Source organism: Candidatus Pantoea bituminis (assembly GCF_018842675.1).
Classification (GTDB): domain Bacteria; phylum Pseudomonadota; class Gammaproteobacteria; order Enterobacterales; family Enterobacteriaceae; genus Pantoea; species Pantoea phytostimulans.
Window position 1 is genome coordinate 3,296,994 of sequence record NZ_JAGTWO010000004.1, and the last position, 18,906, is coordinate 3,315,899.

Below are 18,906 nucleotides of genomic sequence, written 5' to 3' on the forward strand. Positions count from 1 at the left end.
GCTTCAGAGTCGTTTTTCATATCTACCAACCTAAAAAATTCATAAGCAATTTTCGCAAGTTCGCTCATAGCGGCCTTTTCAGAGCGTTTTTGTCCTTAGAAAAATCCCGAATAGACACATTTGAGCAATAAACACACGCTCGATCAAAAGGTGAAAAAAGTCGCTGGCAGTTGACACCAGTGGCAGGCCTTACGGAATAACGATCCAGGAATTTCGCCACCCCCAGGACGGAATTTTTCGCGAAAATCAATGCTTGTGCTGATTAAAATGCTGGCTAATATACTCATTATGTAGTGCTTGAAAGCAAAAAAGGCACTACATGTAGTGCTCATGCTGTTAAAAGGGCATAAAAAAACCGGGAACAATATTGTGACCCGGCTCTCTGGGCATAACCAACATGAGTTTGCAGACTCAAACGTCAGTCACCCTTTCCTACATTTCAACGATGTAATTGTGCTTGGCTTGCTTGGTTATGTAAACCGATATAAGTAGTCAAAAGGAACGTTCAATGCTTATTCAGAAAAAGCGTATTCGTAATATTGATAACTACATAGCCAACTTTGATGGACGAGAAATCTACATTGCTCATCCATTACCTGATACCAAGAAAACTGACTCAATAGGTTTCACAAGTAACAGGGTATTAGGTGAAGAAGTTCTGCCCAAAATTATGGGGCCAATCACAAGATTCAATTCAATGGGTAAATCGGTTCCCGATAAAAAAGCACCCAAAGAAACAGCCTATCGGCAAATATCTTGGACGCGTCAACAATACATTGGTGGCGGTGATACTCAAGAAGTCACTGACACCCGCGAAATTGAATATAAGCGATACAAAAGGATTTTAACGCCGCCACCAAGTATAGAACTGAAGATCGTTGAAAACTTAAATGGGGAAAAATTAGTAATCTCACCTAAATTAAAGTTATCAGACGAAAACAAAGAATTGGTGACACACTGCGTAAATCTTTTTCTGGAAATTTTTGGTTTATGTGAGCCTGTTGACGATCAACTCAACACAATAATCAAAAGTAAGTCGATAAAACTCAACTGGAGCTTGCTACCCCAAGGTCAGCACCCTTGGGACAAGATTGGAACTCAAATTATTTCAGCCATAAACATTCGAAGCAAGTCTAATGCAGCCGTAGTTGAAGGTAGACTCGAACTAATTAATGGCAGGGAGCCTGATTTTGTAGCAGTTGGTAATGCAGGATTCCAAGGCTACGTTGTATTTGGATTTACAAAAAGCAATGTTTTCATTTTGGAAAGCTCTCAATGCAACAATGCTACCTACATCTTTGATAGAAATTGGGCACTGTTGTCACAACTCAGTAAAGCTGAAATATTGGATGCTAACCTGCATAAAGGAAGAGTCATTCATAAAAAAACATGGCAAGCCGAAATTGTGAAATTCTTGCCTTAGTGAGTTTAGGGCGCGGGATAAATACTCGCGCTTTTTCTCTTCTTAATCATTCCTGAAGACAATAGTAGCCATAAAGCCCCGCTGGTGGTACTACCAACAATCGGAGCGTAGCGACTTCATCAAATGTTCAGAGTGATCACAACCTTATCAGGATAACCGTGTACCCATAAGGGAGCGTGGCTGAGACGCTGGTAGAGCCTGCATTTCGTGTGCAGGTACGATTGACCACCATAGACCTGTTTTGGGGCTGTAAAACGCCACACATCGGGCTGAAATGCGTATGATCAGACTGTTTTGGGAGAGTTTTGAGACGCTGGCTGCGTCATTCGCTTCAAGTTGGATGCTGATACGTGTTTGAGCTTGGAACTACACGCCACTGTGAGTTAAAATCCCAAATCGCCACTACTAACCACAGAGGCATTTTCGTGTGACAGGGTTTTATACAGTTCTTGATGACAGAAAGAAGGAATATTCCTCTTAACTTCCTGTTTTCATTGAAAACATCGTGTATGGTGCCGAAGGCCGGACTCGAACCGGCACACCTTGCGGCGGTTGATTTTGAATCAACTGCGTCTACCGATTTCGCCACTTCGGCACTGAAGAGGATGCGGAAAACGTTGGGGATTATACCGTTACACGCTCAACGCGCAAGCCCCTTTAACAGAGATATGCGCTAAGCGGCGAAAAAATCAGCGGAAAGTGCTGTAAATCCACTAAATGCAACAAGGCCAGCCTTCCGGCTGACCTTGCCTGGTGTTGCAAAGCTTAAAACGTAAACCGCTCTAAACCTGCTACTGACGCGAAATCATCTCCGCGACATTTAACTGACTACTTAGTGCGAATGGTCGTAATTACGTTGTTTCAGTTTATCTTCGACCTTGTCTTTCGCTTCGCCAATTTTCTCACCTGCCCTTTCGGTTACGCTGGGCTTGGTATCACGCGTTTGCGCATTCAGTGGTGTATTGCCGGTCGTGTTTACACCATTGGGATTAGTAGCAGCCGCAGCGGGTGACACACCTGCACTGCTTGCCGTATTTCCGCTATTCGGTGTTAGCGCACCTTCAACCGCTGCGGGTGTCTTCCTGTCGATGTCCACTTCCTGACGGCGTACGGTATCGTTCACTGTTTCAGTGCGATCGCTGCCATCTGTCCGCACCACCACTTCCTCTTTCACATTGGTGGTTTTGTTGATCACCGGCTGTTCGTGCGACTCGGCGACTTCTACCGTTTTTTCCGACCAGTCCACTTCACCGGTCAGCGCTGGCTCATTCACAGAGCGACGGAAAATATCAGCATGCTGCTCATGCAGCGAAATATCTTTTGCGACTTCATCGGTCACAGTATAACGGCGTACACGCGTTGAACCTTCGCTAACCAGACGTTTACCCACTTCCAGCTGCTCTTCAGCCAGACGTAGAATATCTTCTTCACTTTCATCGCCAGTGAGAGAAGTTCGCAGTGGTTCAACTTTGCTACGGCTGCGATCATTGGTTTCGCCCGCAAACTCACGGCCTGCAGTAGGATTTACTGCACGTTCGCCCGCATTTTGCTGTGTCGAGTCGGTAAGCGAACTCTTCATGCGTGAAGGAACATCAACCGAGTCATGGGAATGAAGGATGGTCATTGCTTTGGCCAGCTTCTCTTCCTCGGTGCGCAATGAAAGGACTACGCCGCCTTTATCCATCGCTTTACTGTAAATGTCCGCCTGATCTTCATCTACTGTATGACCAAACAGACGCTGCCAGATGCTTGGATGTCGAATAGCTTTCCCTTCTGACTGCAAACGTTCACCACTGATTAAACTGATATCTTGATCAGGAAAACCGGCTTTCAGGAGATTTCTTTTCGCGGCATCTGCCTGAATTGCAGAATCGAACAATGTTACGATTTTTTCGTGTGCCATGATTATTCCTCTCTTGTTAGCTATTTATTACCGATCGTCTTCTTTCTCTATGTTTACCTGCTGCTTACGTCGAGTTACCACTTCCTGAAAAGGCACGGTCTCCTGAACCTTTCGAATGTGGATCTCTTCCTTAAGCACCAGTTTTCTTACTACAACAATTTCTTCCTCAACGACCGGAACGATAAGTACGCCGTTTTCTTCCCTGATTTCTGGCATGGACTCTACGTGTTGCGCTTTAGCCACATGCTCAACCTCAACTTTTTCCTTATTAAGCAACGTATTGATCACTTCGTCATGCTCAGTTGTGGAACGGGTTACACGGACACGACCATCCACAACCTTCTGCTTTGTCAGCTCTATCTGCTCTTCAGCGAGCTTCAGCGTGACGTCAGCTTCTTTATTGTGTTCCGGCTGTCCAGCCATATTCTCTCCCGCATATCTTCTCGATAATTAAATATTCACACAATCTCTATGAGTGAGATGAATATTCGCCGCAACTGCCTGACACAGTGATTAAGCCTAGATGATAAATTTGAGTTTGGAAGAAGAAATAATAATTTTTATTGATCACCATTAAATTAAACCCAAATGTTAAAGCCGTTAAAATCACTATAAAAGTGAAACATCATAAAATATAAAATCAACCTAACTCACTGATGATTAATGAAAATAATCAACGCCGACTTTTCATGCTTAAAGCCACTCAAACCCGCACCCTGCCTGGATTCTATCAACTAAACGCAGCGCGAAATTTACATTTCCCAGGACTAAGCGCGCTTGTTTATATCTAAGTTTTAATAAATATTAATTAATATTTCAGACCAAGCACTTTAATAATAAAAGGCACGTCCAAGCCACTTTTATAAATACAAACCAATGCTTATATCGACACTGATTAAAACAACAGCAGATCCATGCAGAATATTCTCAAAAGGACAAGCATCCTGTATTTAATTGAACTTTTATCGTTCAGACTTCTCTGAATTGGCCAAGGCCAGTGAAGATAATTAAATGACTGAGGTTGAGATGAAAAAGTTACAAAATTTGGGATGGGGTTTAGCCGCGCTTTTCGTAGCAGGTAGCGCATCGGCAGCAAGCTGGCAGGATCAACTCAGCAGCGCAGCGTCGCAGTTGAATCAGCAGAACAACAGCACTTCCACCAGCAATACTCAAAGCGCGCAGAACAGTGGCTTATCGCTGTCATCACTCACCGGTTTACTCAACGGCGGTGACAAAGCGGTTAGCGCCAACAGCATGACCAACGCAGCAGGTGTGATGCAATATTGTGTTGAGCACAATGTGGTGAAAAACAATGTGCAGTCGGTGAAAGATCAGGTACTGAGCAAGCTGGGCCTGAATACCACAACCGCACAAGAGCAGAAAACCGATTACCAGCAAGGCGTGGCCGGTTTGCTGAATACCGGTAACGGTCAGCAGTTGAATCTGCAAACCTTGAGCAACTCAACCATGGGCGAGAAGCTGAAAACCAAAGCGTGTGATGTGGTATTGAAGCAAGGCAAAAACTTCATTTCTTAATCGCATGTTGATCGAATAAATTTAAGCGTATGAACAAGATGTCATGCGCTTATTCCCCCTTTCCCGCCGTTTCTCCGCAAATTTAGCGCTACGTCTTTTACCCCCTTGAATCGTTTCTCATTTCTTTACGACAACACGTAAAAAATCACCACGGCGAGAACGCTAATTGTTCGCGTAACCTGTGCCGCAGCAAACTGCTGATCCCTGTCGTTTCCTAACGCATCATCCAGCGTTATAGTGAGTTTTTAGAATCACACAGGACTGCACGTATGAAAGGCTTCAACATTGCGATTTACTTCGATCCCGATCTCATAAAAGCCTGCGTACACGACCCGGATGGCAGCTATATCAACAAAAAATTCGAGTACGAAGACGGTGTAATTGAAGAGATATACCAATGGCTTGAACAATACGAACCGAACAAAACGCATATCTGCCTGATTGAGAATGAAACTGCCGAGTTGCTCGCAGATGAACTGGTCGATAGCGGCTACCATGTGCATCAGGTCACCATGCATCAGCTGCTGAACTGGTTTGCAGCTGAGCCGCCTTCTACGCCAGATGGCACACCGATGCGCGCCATGCTGCGCTACCTTGAGGAAGAACAGCCGCGCGAATATGAGTCGCGTACGCCGCAAACCGAAGAGCTCATGGAGATGTTTGACGAGCTGGATGCGCTGGAGATGGCGGACGATACCGATGATGAAGACAGCTTGCCCGACGCCATTTTGCGCATTATGAAGAAGCAAAAAGTGAATGCCACTCACGCTGCTCAGCAGTTAATTCCCGACGTGAATGAGCGCATCCGTGAACATTTGATGCAATATCCTGAATTGATGACGCCTGAAATTTTACAAGACTTTTTCCCGGAACTGTTAGAAGCGCTTGAACGCCCGAAACACTAAAAATGTGCGTCAGCATCCCGCTGACGCTTCATTCATAGAGGGAAACGGCATGCTGGAACTCTTAAAAGCTATCGGATTAGGATTAGTGGTGATCCTACCGCTCGCCAACCCGCTCACTACCGTGGCGCTGTTCTTAGGATTAGCTGGCGACATGAGTTTCAGCGAGCGTAATCATCAGGCCTTTCAGGCTTCAGTTTACGTTTTTGCCATCATGATGGTGGCGTGGTACGCCGGTAACGCGGTGCTGCACACCTTTGGCATCTCGATTCCAGGCTTGCGTATTGCGGGTGGATTGATTGTCGCGTTTATCGGTTTTCGCATGCTGTTTCCGACTAAAGCGGCGGGACAATCGGTTGAAGCTGAACAAAAGCTGGATGAGCTAGAAAAGAAAGAAACGGTGAATATCGCTTTTGTGCCGTTAGCCATGCCGAGTACCGCCGGGCCTGGCACCATTGCGATGATCATCAGTTCAGCCTCTACAGTAAGAAGTGGCGAAGATTTCCCTGACTGGGTCATCACTGTGGCGCCGGTTATTATCTTTTTTTGGTGAGTCTGATTCTCTGGATTTCGCTGCGCTGTTCAGGCGGGATTATGAAGCTGGTCGGCAAAAGTGGCATTGAAGCCATTTCGCGCTTGATGGGCTTTTTGCTGGTCTGTATGGGCGTGCAGTTTGTCATCAACGGCGTGCTGGAAGTGGTTCACGCGTTTCATTGAGAAATTCGATCGGTCTTCAACTCACTCGAGCAGTCTTTTCACTCCCATCAACAACTCACTCGATCAGTCTCCTTCCCCATTTATGGGGGAGGATAAAGGTGGGGGCATTGCGCAGAGGAATATCCTGCCCGCTGTCCCCCATCCTAACCTTCCCCCATAAATGGGGGAAGGGACCGATCGGAGAGTAATTAAGCTTCTCCCATATCTGTATGGGCGTGCAGTTTGTCATCAACGGCGTGCTGGAATTGGTACACGCGTTTCATTGAGAGATTCATCGGTCTTCAACTCACTCGATCAGTCTCCTCCCCCATTTATGGGGGAGGATTAAGGTGGGGGCATTGCGCAGAGGAATATCCTGCCCGCTGTCCCCCATCCTAACCTTCCCCCATAAATGGGGGAAGGGACCGATCGGAGAGTAATTAACCTTCTGCCATAAATGGAGGAAGGGACCGATCGGAGAGTGATTAACCTTCCCCCATAACGGTATGGGCGTGCAGTTTGTCATCAACGGCGTGCTGGAAGTGGTTCACGCGTTTCATGGAGAGATTCATCGGTCTTCAACTCACTCGAGCAGCCTTTTCACTCCCATCAACAACTCACTCGATCAGTCTCCTTCCCCACGTGTGGGGAGGACTAAGGTGGGGGCATTGCGCAGAGGAATATCCTGCCCGCTGTCCCCCATCCTAACCTTCCCCCATAAATGGGGGAAGGGACCGATCGGAGAGTGATTAACTTTCCCCATAAATGGAGGAAGGGACAGATCGGAGAGTGATTAACCTTCCCCCATAAATGGGGGAAGGGACCGATCGGAGAGTAATTAACCTTCTGCCATAAATGGAGGAAGGGACCGATCGGAGAGTGATTAACCTTCCCCCGTAAATGGAGGAAGGGACCGCTCGGAGCAGCTTAGTGTTGAAGTGACTTACGTACTTCCGCTACCTGATCTTTGCTCACCGCTGGCGCCTGGTTGCTCCAACCCTGGCGAACGAAGGTGGCGAGCTGCGCCACTTCTTCATCACTCAGGCGACTCCCAAAGCCCGGCATCGCCAGCGTCGACGGTGCTTTCTCTGTTGACGGTTGCTGAGCACCCACCAGAATGGTGTGGATCAAACCGGTTGGATCTTTTGCATTCACGATGGTTGCCTGATCCAATTCCGGGAAGATCCCCGGCGCACCTTTACCGGTGACAAAGTGACATGCGCCACAGTTGTCGAGATAAAGACGTTCGCCTTCGCTCAGGTTTTTCGCTGCCGTCAGTTTGGCTTCAGTCGCCTGCTGCGCCTGCACATTACTCGCCTGCAACGCTGGATTACCCCCAATGAACTTCAGGTAAGCCGCAATCGCTTTCAGATCGGCATCGGTCATGTGTGAGCTGCTGTGTTCAATAACAGACTTCATCTCACCGCCCACCGCAGCTTTGTCATTACGTCCAGTTTGCAGGTATTCAACAATCTCCTGCTCACTCCAACGCGGCATACCACGCAGCGAAGGCACATCCCAGTTATTCAGGCTGCCACCCGCCAGGAATTGATCATCCCCGCTGTCGAGCGATTTCTCGTTCATGCCTAAACCACGTGGCGTATGACAGCTGCCGCAATGGCCGAGACTTTCTACGATATAAGCACCGCGGTTGATCTCTTCAGATGCGCCGCCAATTGGCTGGAACGGTTTGTCCGTGGTGAACGCCCAGTTCCAGAAGCGCATGCCCCAACGCTGGCTGAACGGGAAGCTCAGCTTTGTTTCAGAAGGCTGTTCAGCACTCGGCTTCACACCCTTCATGAAGTAAACGTACAGCGCGTGCATATCGGTGTCGCTGATCTTGGCGTAGTCCGGGTAAGGCATCGCCGGATAAAGGCGTGAGCCGTCCGGCAGAACGCCTTTACGTACCGCGTCAGAGAACTGCTGCTCGGTGTAATTACCGATACCGTGCTCTTTGTCTGGCGTGATGTTAGTGGAGAAGATGGTGCCAAGATTCGACTCAATCGCCAACCCCCGCGTAATCGGGCTTACCCGAAACCGAGTGGCACGCCATGCAATCGCCAAGACGAGATAAATACTCGCCCTGCTTGATCAGTTGAGCGTCATCTTCTGCGTGCGCCTGCACCGCAAATCCGCTGGCAAGCAGCAAGGCGTTGGCGAATAAGAATGATTTTAAATTCAGCTTGTTCATACGCTTACGCCTGTACCAGTGGGCCGGGATTTTTCAAATAGTGATCTTTGATTGCTTGTGCCGCCATCAAGGTAATCGCGCCGATGGTATCGGTCGGGTTAGCCTGGAAGTTCTGCGGGAAAGCGTTACCGCCCGGTACAAAGACGTTATGCACGTCCCAGCTCTGCAAGTACTTGTTCAGTGCTGAAGTTTTCGGGTTGTCGCCCATTACCGCGCCGCCCACGTTGTGGGTGGAAACGTATTTGGTCAGGTCAAAGTCAGCGCCCATTGGCAGGAAGCTCATGCTGGAACTGTCTGGATTCAGCTCTTTCGTGATGTTACCCACGATACCTTTCAGGTGTTGCTGCAACTTCAACTCGTTCTCTTTCCAGTTGAAGGTCATGCGCAGCAGCGGCAAGCCGTGATGATCGTTGTAGTTCGGATCCAAATCCAGATAGATGTCACGGTACGACTGGCACGTCGTGGTGATACTGATCTTCATGGAATGGCCGTACCACTCTTCCAGGCCTTGCTTGTAGCCCATGCCCCAGGTTGGCGTGCCTTTAGGCAGCGCGGTGCTGATTGGCGTACCGGTTGCTTGCGAACTGTGGATCTTCGCGCCGCCAAGGAAGCCAAGTGCAGGACCATCAAAGTTGCCTGGCGAGATATCATTAAACATCTGGCCGGTTGCGCCTGCGGTCGCATACGGGTTGAAGTTTTTGTCTTTGAAGAACAACGTCGCACCGCCGTTCGACAGGAACGCGTAGTTACGTCCTACCACACCCTCTTCAGTGATTGGGTTGTACGGTTTGCCGATACCGGACAGCAGCATCAAACGGACGTTATAAAGCTGGAAGCTGCTCAGTACCACGATTTTGGCAGGCTGGAAGCATTCGTTGCCCTGCGCATCAATGTAGATCACGCCTTTCGCGGTTTTCTTGTCATCGTTCAGCACCACTTTGATCACTTCGGCGTGCACTTCATAAGAGAAGTTTGGCATGCGCTTCAGTGAATCCATCACGGCAGTTTGCGGTGAGGCTTTGGAGTAGTTCAGGCACGGATATTTACTGCAATAACCGCAGTAGTTACACGGCGCAATCTGGTTGCCGTACGGGTTTTTCCACGCCCGCGATACGCAAGCAGACGGATTCGGGAACGGGTGATAACCCAGTTTGGTCGCCGCTTCTTTGAACATCACGTTGTTAAGCGTGTCATCCAGCGCAGGCAGCGGATAAGGTTCTGAACGCGGCCCTTCAAACGGATCTCCGCCTTCAAGGATTTGGCCGCGCAGGTTGCCGGTGTTACCAGACTGACCGCAAATCAGCTCAAACTTGTAGTAATAAGGCTCGATCTCATCCCAGGTGAACGGGAAATCCATCACGCGCATATCTTCCTGCAGGATGCCTGGCTTGTACGCCTCATCCACGTAGGTTTTCAGTTTGATATCAGTTGGGGTTGGACGGATCAAAACGGCCGTCCAGTGCATACCTGCGCCACCCACACCGGTGCCCGGTGCAAACGCGCCCCATTTACGGGTCGGCAATGCGGTCTGGCTGGTGTTGTAGCGAACCGTTACCGCGACTTCTGCCGGGGTCGCAAACACTTTATTACGTACCGCGTATGCATATTCATCTGCCGGTTTTGGGTAAGCGAATTCGTCGTAATCGCGATCGCCACCGCGCTCCAGCGCGCGCACTTCAAGCCCAGCCAGCGCCAGCTCAATACTCATCAACGAGCCAGCCCAGCCGAGGCCGCAGACAATGACGTCGACTTCTTTTTTAGTAACCTGTGCCATGATAATCCTGTTTCAAATACCTGATGCGGGATGCACGCTTAGGCGCGCTCACCTTTAATACTCACTGGGCCTAGCGGATACGGAACGTTGTGCTGTTTCACCCATTCGGTGAAGCTGGCACGCGCGCCCGGGAAGCCGATAGCAATCCAGGCTTTCATGCCTTTGTTGCCGCCGTACATAGGGTCCGCGAGGTAACCGTGCTTGGTATCGGAAAGCAGCTGGCTAAAGAACTGCGACGCTTTCAGGTTCTCTTCACCCAATGCGGCGAAGTCGATACCGTTTTTGCTGATTTTTGTCAGCACGTCATCTTTCTCTTGCTCAGTAAGCGCATGGAAGGATTTTTGATAAGTGCTCTGCGTCCACTGTTCAACCAACTTAATGCTGGTCTTGTACAGCTGCTGTGGACGGAATGGGATCTGATACCCCATGGTGGCCGGCGCGTTGATATTGAACGGGCCTTGCATGTAGATTTCGCTACCAAACTCTTCGCTGTGCAGTTGCTGATCGATAAAGATCGGCACGTTGGTTTCCAGTGCGCCTGGTGCTTTACCGTTGCCGCCAGCCGGAATCAAACGATCGGTCGCCGCAAGAATAAATTGCCACTCATTTGCACTAAAAAATATCGGTTTATAGTCAGCTAATTCCGGTGCTGCCAATTCCGCAGCTTGCGCTGCAGTTATTCCTTTAAATACCAGCTCACTTAATGGCAATGCCAATAATGAGCCCAGTAAAAATTTACGCCTGGTGGTGGGTTTTTGAAGAAGCATAGCCGCACGACTCTCATTTGCTCTCTACTAAACATTATTCAAGCTATCGCATGGCGGCACGCTCATTAATTCGCCAAAGACTTACTCAAGTAAGTGATGGGAGAACACGAGCGCAGCCTACACGCGTATAACTTAAACAAGGTGAAGTAGAAGTAATTATTATGTGAATAACGAAACATATCGGTTAATAACCTGGCAATCTTAGGGATATAGATATGTCTAAATGTAAAAATTGAATTTGAAATGTGTTTTAGTGAAAATTTATCATCGTGTTGCTGAGAGGTTGCAGGCAGGTAACAAAATTTGAGGGAGGAAATTTAGGCTAAAACCGCACAATCATCGGGTAATTGAAACAATATGCTGAATCATTAACCACTATTATTTCCGTAATGTCATCATCACGTAAAATAATCGATAAAAATAAATCATACTTCCATACAAGAGAATTATTCTCATTGGCAACATTATATTTACTTTTACCCGGTTGCAAACAGATATAGCCGTAATAAGCAGCAAATCAGAATAGGTCGGTTATTTTCCGGGCGGATAAAAAATACGCAACGCTATTTACCGGCGTCGTTCTGTTTCAAATTGTTCATCTGCCTGAAAGCCTGACGCAATATTTATGCAAAGCTCAGAACAAAGCGGCATTTTGACATTTCTCATTGCCGGATAGAGTAGGTTTATCAATTACTCAGGATAAACCTCATGCGTAAATCGCTACTCGCGTTGCTGGCCACCATGACGCTAGCTACCACCGCTCAGGCGGCAACACCCACAGACACCCTGGTCGTCGCCGTGCCGCTGGATGGCATTATCAGTTTTGATCCCGCCGAAAGTTTTGAAACCGTCAGCAACAGCAGCCTGCGTAACATTTATCAAACACTGCTGGAACCGAATCATCAGGATGCGCAGCAGTTATCGCCGCTCGCCGCCCTAAAATGGCAAGCCGGGAAAACGCCGCACAGCCTGATATTTGATCTTAATCCGCAGGCACGTTTTGCCAGCGGTAATCCGTTAACGGCACAGGATGTCGTGTTCTCGTTAACGCGTGCGGTGAAGCTAAACAAAGCACCCTCTTTTATCCTCGGCGAGTTTGGTTGGACGCCGGAGAACATCGACCAGCAATTTACCGTGATCAACGATCATCAGCTTGAACTGCGCTGGCCGGCGCAAATCGGCAACGATCTGGCGCTGCGGTTGTTAACAGCGCCCGTGGCGTCGATTGTTGACAGTAAGCTGGCATTGCAACACGCCAGCAATAATGATTTCGGCAATGGCTGGCTCAAAGTGCATTCTGCGGGCAGCGGCGCTTATGCTATCAAGCAGTTTATTCCGCTGCAGGCGCTGGTGCTGGACGCCAATGCCAATGCGAGTCCAAAACCGCATCTGAAACGCGTGCTGCTAAAAGGCGTAGCCGATCCCGGTTCGCGGCGTCTTCTGATTCAACAGGGCGATGTTGATGTGGCTTACCAGCTCGGGCCAGATCAAATCGCCGCGTTAAAAACCGACGCGGGTGTACGTATTGATGCCTTCCCGTCTAGCCTGGTTTATTACCTCGGCTTTAACACCAAAAGCGCCCAGCAACCCGCCCTGGCGAACCCCGCGCTGTGGCAAGCCGCCCGCTGGTTAGTCGATTACGACAGCGTCGCCAATCAGCTGCTCAAGGGCCAATACCGTATTCATCAGAGCTTTTTGCCGGATGGCTTTGACGGTGCACTGAACAGCACGCCTTTCCATTACGATGTAGATAAAGCCAAAGCGATTCTGCAAAAAGGTGGCATCAAGCCCGGCAGCCATATTGCGTTAACCGTGGTGAATCAGCCGCCTTATATTGACGTCGCACAGGCGCTGCAAGCCAGCTTTGCCAAGGCGGACGTCAATCTGGATATTCAGCCGGTGGCAGAGTCAGAGTTATGGAGCAAAATGCGCGGTCGCGACTTTGAATCGATCTTTGTTTACTGGGGGGCGGACTATATCGACCCAAACACCAACGCAAGCGCCTTCGCCTATAACGTTCCCAACGGCGGCAAAACGCTGGCATGGCGCGTAGGTTGGGAGATTCCCGATCTCAGCGCAGAAACCCGCACGGCGGCAGGCGAAAGTGATGTCGCGAAGCGCCGCGCGCAATACGCTGATTTACAGACCCGCGTTCAGCAAGATTCACCTTATGTGGTGATGTTACAAGGTGCGACGCAGGTCGCGGTGCGTAACAACATCAGCCACGTGCGTCAGGGCATTGGCGTCTCGCTGCTCAACTTTGAGGAGGTCCAAAAGTAAGGTTTTACGTCCCGCCGAGTTCGCGCCTGGCGGGACGCGTCCGTTTTTCGGGTAAATCTTCTCCGCTCTGCCGCGCCCCGCTTGCTATTCTTCAGGCATATCCTATCGCCTGAGAGTGGAAAATAATGACTTCCCCGCTGCTGATTGCCCAAACGTCCGACATCCAACTCCATCTTTTACCGCAGATGGCCAACCGCCACGGTTTAATTACCGGCGCAACCGGCACCGGTAAAACGGTCACGCTGCAAAAGCTGGCAGAATCTTTTTCCACTATCGGCGTGCCGGTCTTTATGGCTGATGTGAAAGGCGATTTAACCGGCGTCGCGGCGGAAGGCCAAAGCAGTGAAAAATTGCAGCAGCGACTGGCGAAAATCGGCGTCAGCGACTGGCAGCCGCAGCGTAATCCAGTGATGGTGTGGGATATTTTTGGCGAGAAAGGCCATCCAGTGCGCGCCACGGTTTCTGACCTTGGCCCATTAATGCTGGCACGCTTGCTGAATCTTAATGAGGTGCAAAGTGGTGTGTTGCAAATCATCTTCCGGATCGCCGACGATCAAGGCCTGCTGCTGCTGGATTTCAAAGATCTTCGCGCCATGACGCAATACATCGGCGATAACGCCAAATCTTTCCAGACGCAATATGGCAACATTAACAGCGCATCGGTGGGTGCCATTCAGCGCGGCCTGCTGGCGCTGGAAGAGCAAGGCGCGGAACACTTCTTCGGTGAGCCGATGCTGGAGATCGCCGACTGGATGCGTGTCGACAGCGACGGCAAAGGCTATATCAATATCCTTTCCGCCGAGAAGCTCTATCAAATGCCGAAACTCTACGCCACCAGCCTGCTGTGGATGTTGTCAGAGTTATATGAACATCTGCCGGAGGCGGGCGATCTCGATAAACCCAAACTGGTCTTTTTCTTCGATGAAGCGCACCTGCTTTTCAGTGATGCGCCGCCGGTTCTGCTGGAAAAAATTCAGCAAGTGATTCGCCTGATTCGCTCTAAAGGCGTTGGCGTGTGGTTTGTCACACAAAATCCTGCTGACATTCCCGACAGCGTGCTGGGCCAGTTAGGTAATCGCGTCCAGCACGCCCTGCGCGCTTTCACACCCAAAGATCAGAAAGCGGTAAAAACCGCAGCGGAAACGCTGCGCGCCAATCCAAACTTTAATACTGTCGAGGCGATACAAGCGCTCGGCACCGGCGAAGCGCTGATCTCATTTTTAGATGAGAAAGGCAGCCCATCGGTGGTTGAACGTGCAATGGTGATTGCCCCCGGCTCGCGCATGGGCCCGGTCAATGCTGATGAACGTAACGGCCTGATCAACCATTCGCCGCTGGCGGGCAAATATGACACCGACGTCGATCGCGAATCGGCTTTTGAACGACTGCAACAAGGTGTGCAAGCAGCCAGTGAAAGCGCCAATGCGCCAGAAGTCAAAGGCAACAGCGTGGCGGTGGATGGCGGCATTCTGGGCGGCCTGAAGGATATTTTGTTTGGTAGCACCGGCCCGCGCGGCGGAAAAAAGATGGCGTAGTACAAACCATGGCGAAAAGCGCCACGCGTCAAATCACTCATCAAATCATTCGCGGCGTATTAGGGAGCCTGCTGGGCGGACGCCGACGTTAACGTTGCACCTCTGCTAAGATCATAATATGGATAAAGAATACGAACTGAAACGGACCAAGCGTCTGGCGTTACTGCTGCTGCTGCTGGCAGCTGCCACGCTTATTGTCACCCTTTTTCTGCCGCCCAACTTTTGGGTTAGCGGTGTAAAAGCGATAGCCGAAGCGGCGATGGTCGGGGCGCTGGCGGACTGGTTCGCTGTCGTTGCGCTGTTTCGTCGCGTGCCGGTGCCATTTATCTCACGCCACACGGCCATCATTCCGCGTAACAAAGATCGTATCGGCGATAATCTTGGTCGCTTCGTGCAGGAGAAGTTCCTCGACACGGATTCGCTGCTCAATCTGATCCGTCGCCACGATCCGTCACGCATGTTGGCGGACTGGCTCAATGCGCCCGGTAATGCCGATCGCGTTGGGCGTCACTTGCTGCAAGTGATGCGCGGCTTCCTTGATCTCACTGACGATACGCGAATTCAAAACTTTCTACGCCGAGCGGTGCATCGCGCCATTGATAAAGTCGATCTCAGCCAAACCAGCGCGCTGATGCTTGAGAGCCTGACCAAGAATAATCGCCATCAGGAACTGCTGGATGCCGCAGTAGAACAGCTGTTGCGATTGCTGCACAAGCCCAGCACCCGCGAGTTCATCGCGCTACAAATTGTGCGCTGGCTGAAGCGGGAACATCCGATAAAAGCCAAAATGTTGCCCACAGAATGGCTTGGCGAGCACAGCGCGGAGTTGGTCGCCAACGCGGTTGATACGCTGCTTGATGAGGTTGCGCTGGATCAGGGACATGAGCTGCGCCTGGGTTTTAATCGTGCCGTGGATCGCCTGATTGAGAAGCTGAAAAACGATCCTGAGATGGCCGAACGTGCCGAAGTGATTAAAAGCTGGCTGAAAGAAGATGCGTCGCTGAATCGCTATATCGGCGAATTGTGGAACGATCTGCGTTCGTGGCTGAAAGCCGATCTCAGCAGCGACGATTCTCGCGTTCAGGAAAGGGTACGCCTGGCGGCTTTATGGCTGGGTGAAACGCTGGCCGCTGATGAAGCGTTACGCCGCTCCATGAATCAACATCTTGAAGATGCCGCACGCAGCGTGGCGCCTGAGTTTTCCACCTTCCTGACTCACCACATCAGCGATACGGTGAAAAGTTGGGATGCGCGTGAGATGTCGCAACAGATTGAGCTGAACATTGGTAAAGACCTGCAGTTTATTCGTATTAACGGCACGCTGGTTGGCGGTACGATCGGTTTGATCTTGTATCTGCTTTCACAATTGCCCACCTTGTTTATGCTTTTTCCTCGCTAAATCCGCTTATGGGGCCGTTGTGCCCCGCTTTAAGGCAAAAAAATGGCCGATAAATCGGCCATTTCTCTTCTGTTATCGCCCGGCTTAGCGCCGTTTAATCAACATGAACATACTGATCGCAAAGAAGGCGAAGCTTGGCAGAATCGCCCCCATGACGGGCGGTAATCCATAAACCAGGCTGAGTGGGCCAAAAATCTGATCCAATACATAGAACAGAAAGCCGAAGCTGATGCCGGTAACGACGCGTACGCCCATTGATACGCTACGTAGCGGACCAAAGATAAATGACAGCGCCATCAACATCATTACGGCTACCGAAAGCGGCTGGAAAATCTTGCTCCACATATTGAGCTGATATCGTCCAGATTCCTGGCCGCTCTGCTTCAAATACTTGCTGTAATTGTAGAGGCCGCTAATGGATAGCGCATCGGGATCCAGCGCCACCACACCGAGTTTGTCCGGCGTCAGGTTGGTTTTCCATTCGCCACCCAAGCTCTGCGAACCGGTAATTTGCTTGGGATCGTTTAAGTCAGATTCATCAACCTGCGACAGTATCCAACGTTTTTTATTCATATCCCAGGTCGCGCTGGCGGCGTAACGCACGCTAAGCAAACGACGCTGATCGTTGAAGTTGTAAATGCTCACACCATCGATTTCATTGTTGCCTTTGATGCGCTCAATATAGATGAAGCTATTGCCATCCTTCGCCCACAAGCCATTTTGCGTGGAAAGCAGCGCGCCGCCGTACAGCTGCTGCGCACGGTAATTACGTGCCATTTGCTCGCCTTGCGGCGCAACAAACTCACCAATTGCCATTGTCAGCAGCACCAGCGGAATAGCGGTTTTCATTACCGACAGCGCGACTTGCGTACGGGTAAAACCCGCCGCCTGCATGACCACCAGCTCGCTACGCTGGGCTAAAGCACCCAAGCCCAGCAGCGCGCCCAACAATGCCGCCATCGGGAAGAAGATCTCGATATCTTTTGGCACGCTGAGAATCGTGTAGTAACCCGCGTCCAGGGCGGTATAGGCGCCCTGCCCGGTTTTACGCAGCTGATCAACAAACTTGATGATGCCGGAGAGCGACACCAACATGAACAGCGTCAACATGATGGTGTTAAAGATGGTTTTACCGATATAACGGTCAAGAACGCGAAACATCAGACCGACCCTCCGCGAGTAAAGCGGGCGCGTACGCGACGCATCGGCACCGTATCCCACAAGTTAAGCAGCACCGCCAGCAGCAGATAACTCAGATTCACCACCCACATCCAGAGGGCTGGATCGAGGCGGCCTTTAGCACCACTCGATTTCAACGAACTCTGTAACAGGAAGAAAATCAGGTAAAGCAGCATGGCCGGTAACATTGACAGTACGCGCCCCTGACGTGGGTTCACCACGCTGAGCGGCACCACCATCAACGCCATGATCAGGACCGAGAACACCAGCGTGATGCGCCAATGCAGCTCAGAGCGAAACTCTGGCGTGTCATTGTGGAACAAGCCGACAAAATCGGACTGCTCAGCATCGTTGGGATCGAGCGTGGCTTCTTTATAGCCGACAAACGCCTGATAATTATTGAAGTCGGTGATGCGGAAATCACGCAGCATTGCCGTGCCTTCAAAGCGCGTGCCTTTATCCAGCGTGACCACCTGCGAGCCGTCATTACGCTGTTCCATGTGGCCGCTGTCTGCCAGCACCACAGAGGGGCGTGCGTTACCTTTCGGCCGCAGCTGCGCCAGGAACACGTTCCCGAACTGGTTGCCTTTCACGTTTTCAATGAACAACACCGCGTTGCCATCGCTGGAGGTCTGGAATTGACCTGCCGCCAGCGCCGCTGCGCCAGGGTTAGCTTTGGCGTTTTGCGTCACTTCATCCTGATAACGTGATGACCACGGTCCCAGCCAGGCGACATTTACCGCCGCCACAATCGACGTGAATAACATCAGCACCATTGCAGCCTTGACCAAAACAGCTTTGCTCAGGCCGCAGGCGTGCATGACGGTAATTTCACTTTCCGTATAGAGCCGCCCAAGGGTCATCAAAATCGCCAGAAACAGACTCAAGGGCAGAATAAGTTGTGCCATTTCAGGCACACCGAGGCCTAACAGTGTCAGAACAAGGTTTGTCGGGATTTCGCCATCCACCGCGGCTCCTAAAATCCTGACTAACTTCTGACAAAAGAAGATTAATAGCAGGATGAAGAGGATAGCCAGCTGGCTTTTGAGCGTTTCACGAACCAGATATCTAATGATGATCACGCTTAGTACGCCTGTGAAAACTTGTCTTTTTGCAGGAAAATCGCTAGTTTCAACGCTTATCAGCCATTTTTCTTCATCAATGGCCGTTATCGCAGCTAAAATTGTATGACAATCGCGTTTGGGTGGTGAAAAAACAACATCTTGTCACCCTGATTCATTATGACCTCCAGTGGCTAAATGTCATGCCGCCACGATGAATAAATGGGTCACGAGCGCGCTACATTCTAGCGACAGCGACG

11 protein-coding genes, 1 tRNA gene and 3 pseudogenes are annotated in these 18,906 nt (G+C 50.3%); 7 read left to right on the forward strand and 8 right to left on the reverse strand.

The features are described 5' to 3' along the window. Positions 1-508: 508 nt before the first annotated feature. On the forward strand, positions 509-1,423 hold the full coding sequence (locus KQP84_RS19350; RefSeq protein WP_215847756.1) for a hypothetical protein: 915 nt from the start codon (positions 509-511) through the stop codon (positions 1,421-1,423). A 510-nt stretch (positions 1,424-1,933) separates the two neighbouring features. On the opposite strand, the gene KQP84_RS19355 is transcribed toward KQP84_RS19350, so the two are convergent. The 3 genes from KQP84_RS19355 to KQP84_RS19365 form a co-directional block, all read right to left on the reverse strand. Further along, positions 1,934-2,018: transfer RNA gene (locus KQP84_RS19355), tRNA-Leu, on the reverse strand. Positions 2,019-2,255: 237 nt separating this feature from the next. Then, positions 2,256-3,326, reverse strand: coding sequence for a YsnF/AvaK domain-containing protein (locus tag KQP84_RS19360; protein WP_215847757.1), 1,071 nt, complete (start codon positions 3,324-3,326; stop codon positions 2,256-2,258). Positions 3,327-3,353: 27 nt separating this feature from the next. After that, on the reverse strand, positions 3,354-3,749 hold the full coding sequence (locus tag KQP84_RS19365; RefSeq protein ID WP_215847758.1) for a DUF2382 domain-containing protein: 396 nt from the start codon (positions 3,747-3,749) through the stop codon (positions 3,354-3,356). A gap of 603 nt (positions 3,750-4,352) precedes the next feature. Here KQP84_RS19365 and KQP84_RS19370 point away from each other — a divergent pair. The 3 genes and pseudogenes from KQP84_RS19370 (at position 4,353) to KQP84_RS19380 (ending at position 6,481) form a co-directional block, all read left to right on the forward strand. Continuing rightward, positions 4,353-4,862, forward strand: coding sequence for a YjjA family protein (locus KQP84_RS19370; protein ID WP_215847759.1), 510 nt, complete (start codon positions 4,353-4,355; stop codon positions 4,860-4,862). A 269-nt stretch (positions 4,863-5,131) separates the two neighbouring features. Then, positions 5,132-5,767 (forward strand): hypothetical protein, encoded by a 636-nt coding sequence (locus tag KQP84_RS19375; protein WP_215847760.1) that lies wholly within the window; start codon positions 5,132-5,134, stop codon positions 5,765-5,767. A 49-nt stretch (positions 5,768-5,816) separates the two neighbouring features. Next, positions 5,817-6,481: pseudogene (locus KQP84_RS19380) on the forward strand (MarC family NAAT transporter). 906 nt (positions 6,482-7,387) lie between these two features. Here the strand turns inward: KQP84_RS19380 and KQP84_RS19385 are convergent. The 3 genes and pseudogenes from KQP84_RS19385 to KQP84_RS19395 form a co-directional block, all read right to left on the reverse strand. Beyond that, positions 7,388-8,651 (reverse strand): annotated as a pseudogene (locus KQP84_RS19385) (c-type cytochrome). 4 nt (positions 8,652-8,655) lie between these two features. Continuing rightward, a complete protein-coding gene (locus KQP84_RS19390) occupies positions 8,656-10,425 on the reverse strand; it encodes a GMC family oxidoreductase (RefSeq protein ID WP_215847761.1) in 1,770 nt (589 codons plus the stop codon). A gap of 38 nt (positions 10,426-10,463) precedes the next feature. Next, positions 10,464-11,192 carry a gluconate 2-dehydrogenase subunit 3 family protein gene (locus KQP84_RS19395; RefSeq protein ID WP_215847762.1) on the reverse strand — a complete coding sequence of 243 codons (729 nt, stop codon included), beginning with the start codon at positions 11,190-11,192 and terminating at the stop codon, positions 10,464-10,466. Positions 11,193-11,900: 708 nt separating this feature from the next. Between KQP84_RS19395 and KQP84_RS19400 the strand changes: the two genes are divergently transcribed. The 3 genes and pseudogenes from KQP84_RS19400 (at position 11,901) to KQP84_RS19410 (ending at position 16,406) form a co-directional block, all read left to right on the forward strand. Then, complete coding sequence (locus KQP84_RS19400; protein ID WP_215847763.1) at positions 11,901-13,472, forward strand: ABC transporter substrate-binding protein; 1,572 nt, start codon at positions 11,901-11,903, stop codon at positions 13,470-13,472. Positions 13,473-13,597: 125 nt separating this feature from the next. Continuing rightward, positions 13,598-15,099: pseudogene (locus KQP84_RS19405) on the forward strand (helicase HerA-like C-terminal domain-containing protein). Between the two features lie 26 nt (positions 15,100-15,125). After that, complete coding sequence (locus tag KQP84_RS19410) at positions 15,126-16,406, forward strand: DUF445 domain-containing protein (RefSeq protein ID WP_215847764.1); 1,281 nt, start codon at positions 15,126-15,128, stop codon at positions 16,404-16,406. Positions 16,407-16,490: 84 nt separating this feature from the next. On the opposite strand, the gene lptG is transcribed toward KQP84_RS19410, so the two are convergent. Both lptG and lptF read right to left on the reverse strand, forming a co-directional pair. Continuing rightward, positions 16,491-17,567 carry an LPS export ABC transporter permease LptG gene (gene lptG, locus KQP84_RS19415; protein ID WP_215847765.1) on the reverse strand — a complete coding sequence of 359 codons (1,077 nt, stop codon included), beginning with the start codon at positions 17,565-17,567 and terminating at the stop codon, positions 16,491-16,493. Then, positions 17,567-18,667: an LPS export ABC transporter permease LptF gene (gene lptF, locus KQP84_RS19420; RefSeq protein ID WP_215847766.1), complete on the reverse strand. Its 1,101-nt coding sequence runs from the start codon at positions 18,665-18,667 to the stop codon at positions 17,567-17,569. The genes lptG and lptF overlap by 1 nt, the downstream gene beginning before the upstream one ends. Positions 18,668-18,906: the final 239 nt, after the last annotated feature.

Bases quoted from the DNA above. Each gene is read 5' to 3' on its own strand.
- KQP84_RS19350 (WP_215847756.1), top strand. From the start codon at position 509: ATGCTTATTCAGAAAAAGCGTATTCGTAATATTGATAACTACATAGCC.
- KQP84_RS19360 (WP_215847757.1), bottom strand. From the start codon at position 3,326: ATGGCACACGAAAAAATCGTAACATTGTTCGATTCTGCAATTCAGGCA.
- KQP84_RS19365 (WP_215847758.1), bottom strand. From the start codon at position 3,749: ATGGCTGGACAGCCGGAACACAATAAAGAAGCTGACGTCACGCTGAAG.
- KQP84_RS19370 (WP_215847759.1), top strand. From the start codon at position 4,353: ATGAAAAAGTTACAAAATTTGGGATGGGGTTTAGCCGCGCTTTTCGTA.
- KQP84_RS19375 (WP_215847760.1), top strand. From the start codon at position 5,132: ATGAAAGGCTTCAACATTGCGATTTACTTCGATCCCGATCTCATAAAA.
- KQP84_RS19390 (WP_215847761.1), bottom strand. From the start codon at position 10,425: ATGGCACAGGTTACTAAAAAAGAAGTCGACGTCATTGTCTGCGGCCTC.
- KQP84_RS19395 (WP_215847762.1), bottom strand. From the start codon at position 11,192: ATGCTTCTTCAAAAACCCACCACCAGGCGTAAATTTTTACTGGGCTCA.
- KQP84_RS19400 (WP_215847763.1), top strand. From the start codon at position 11,901: ATGCGTAAATCGCTACTCGCGTTGCTGGCCACCATGACGCTAGCTACC.
- KQP84_RS19410 (WP_215847764.1), top strand. From the start codon at position 15,126: ATGGATAAAGAATACGAACTGAAACGGACCAAGCGTCTGGCGTTACTG.
- lptG (WP_215847765.1), bottom strand. From the start codon at position 17,567: ATGTTTCGCGTTCTTGACCGTTATATCGGTAAAACCATCTTTAACACC.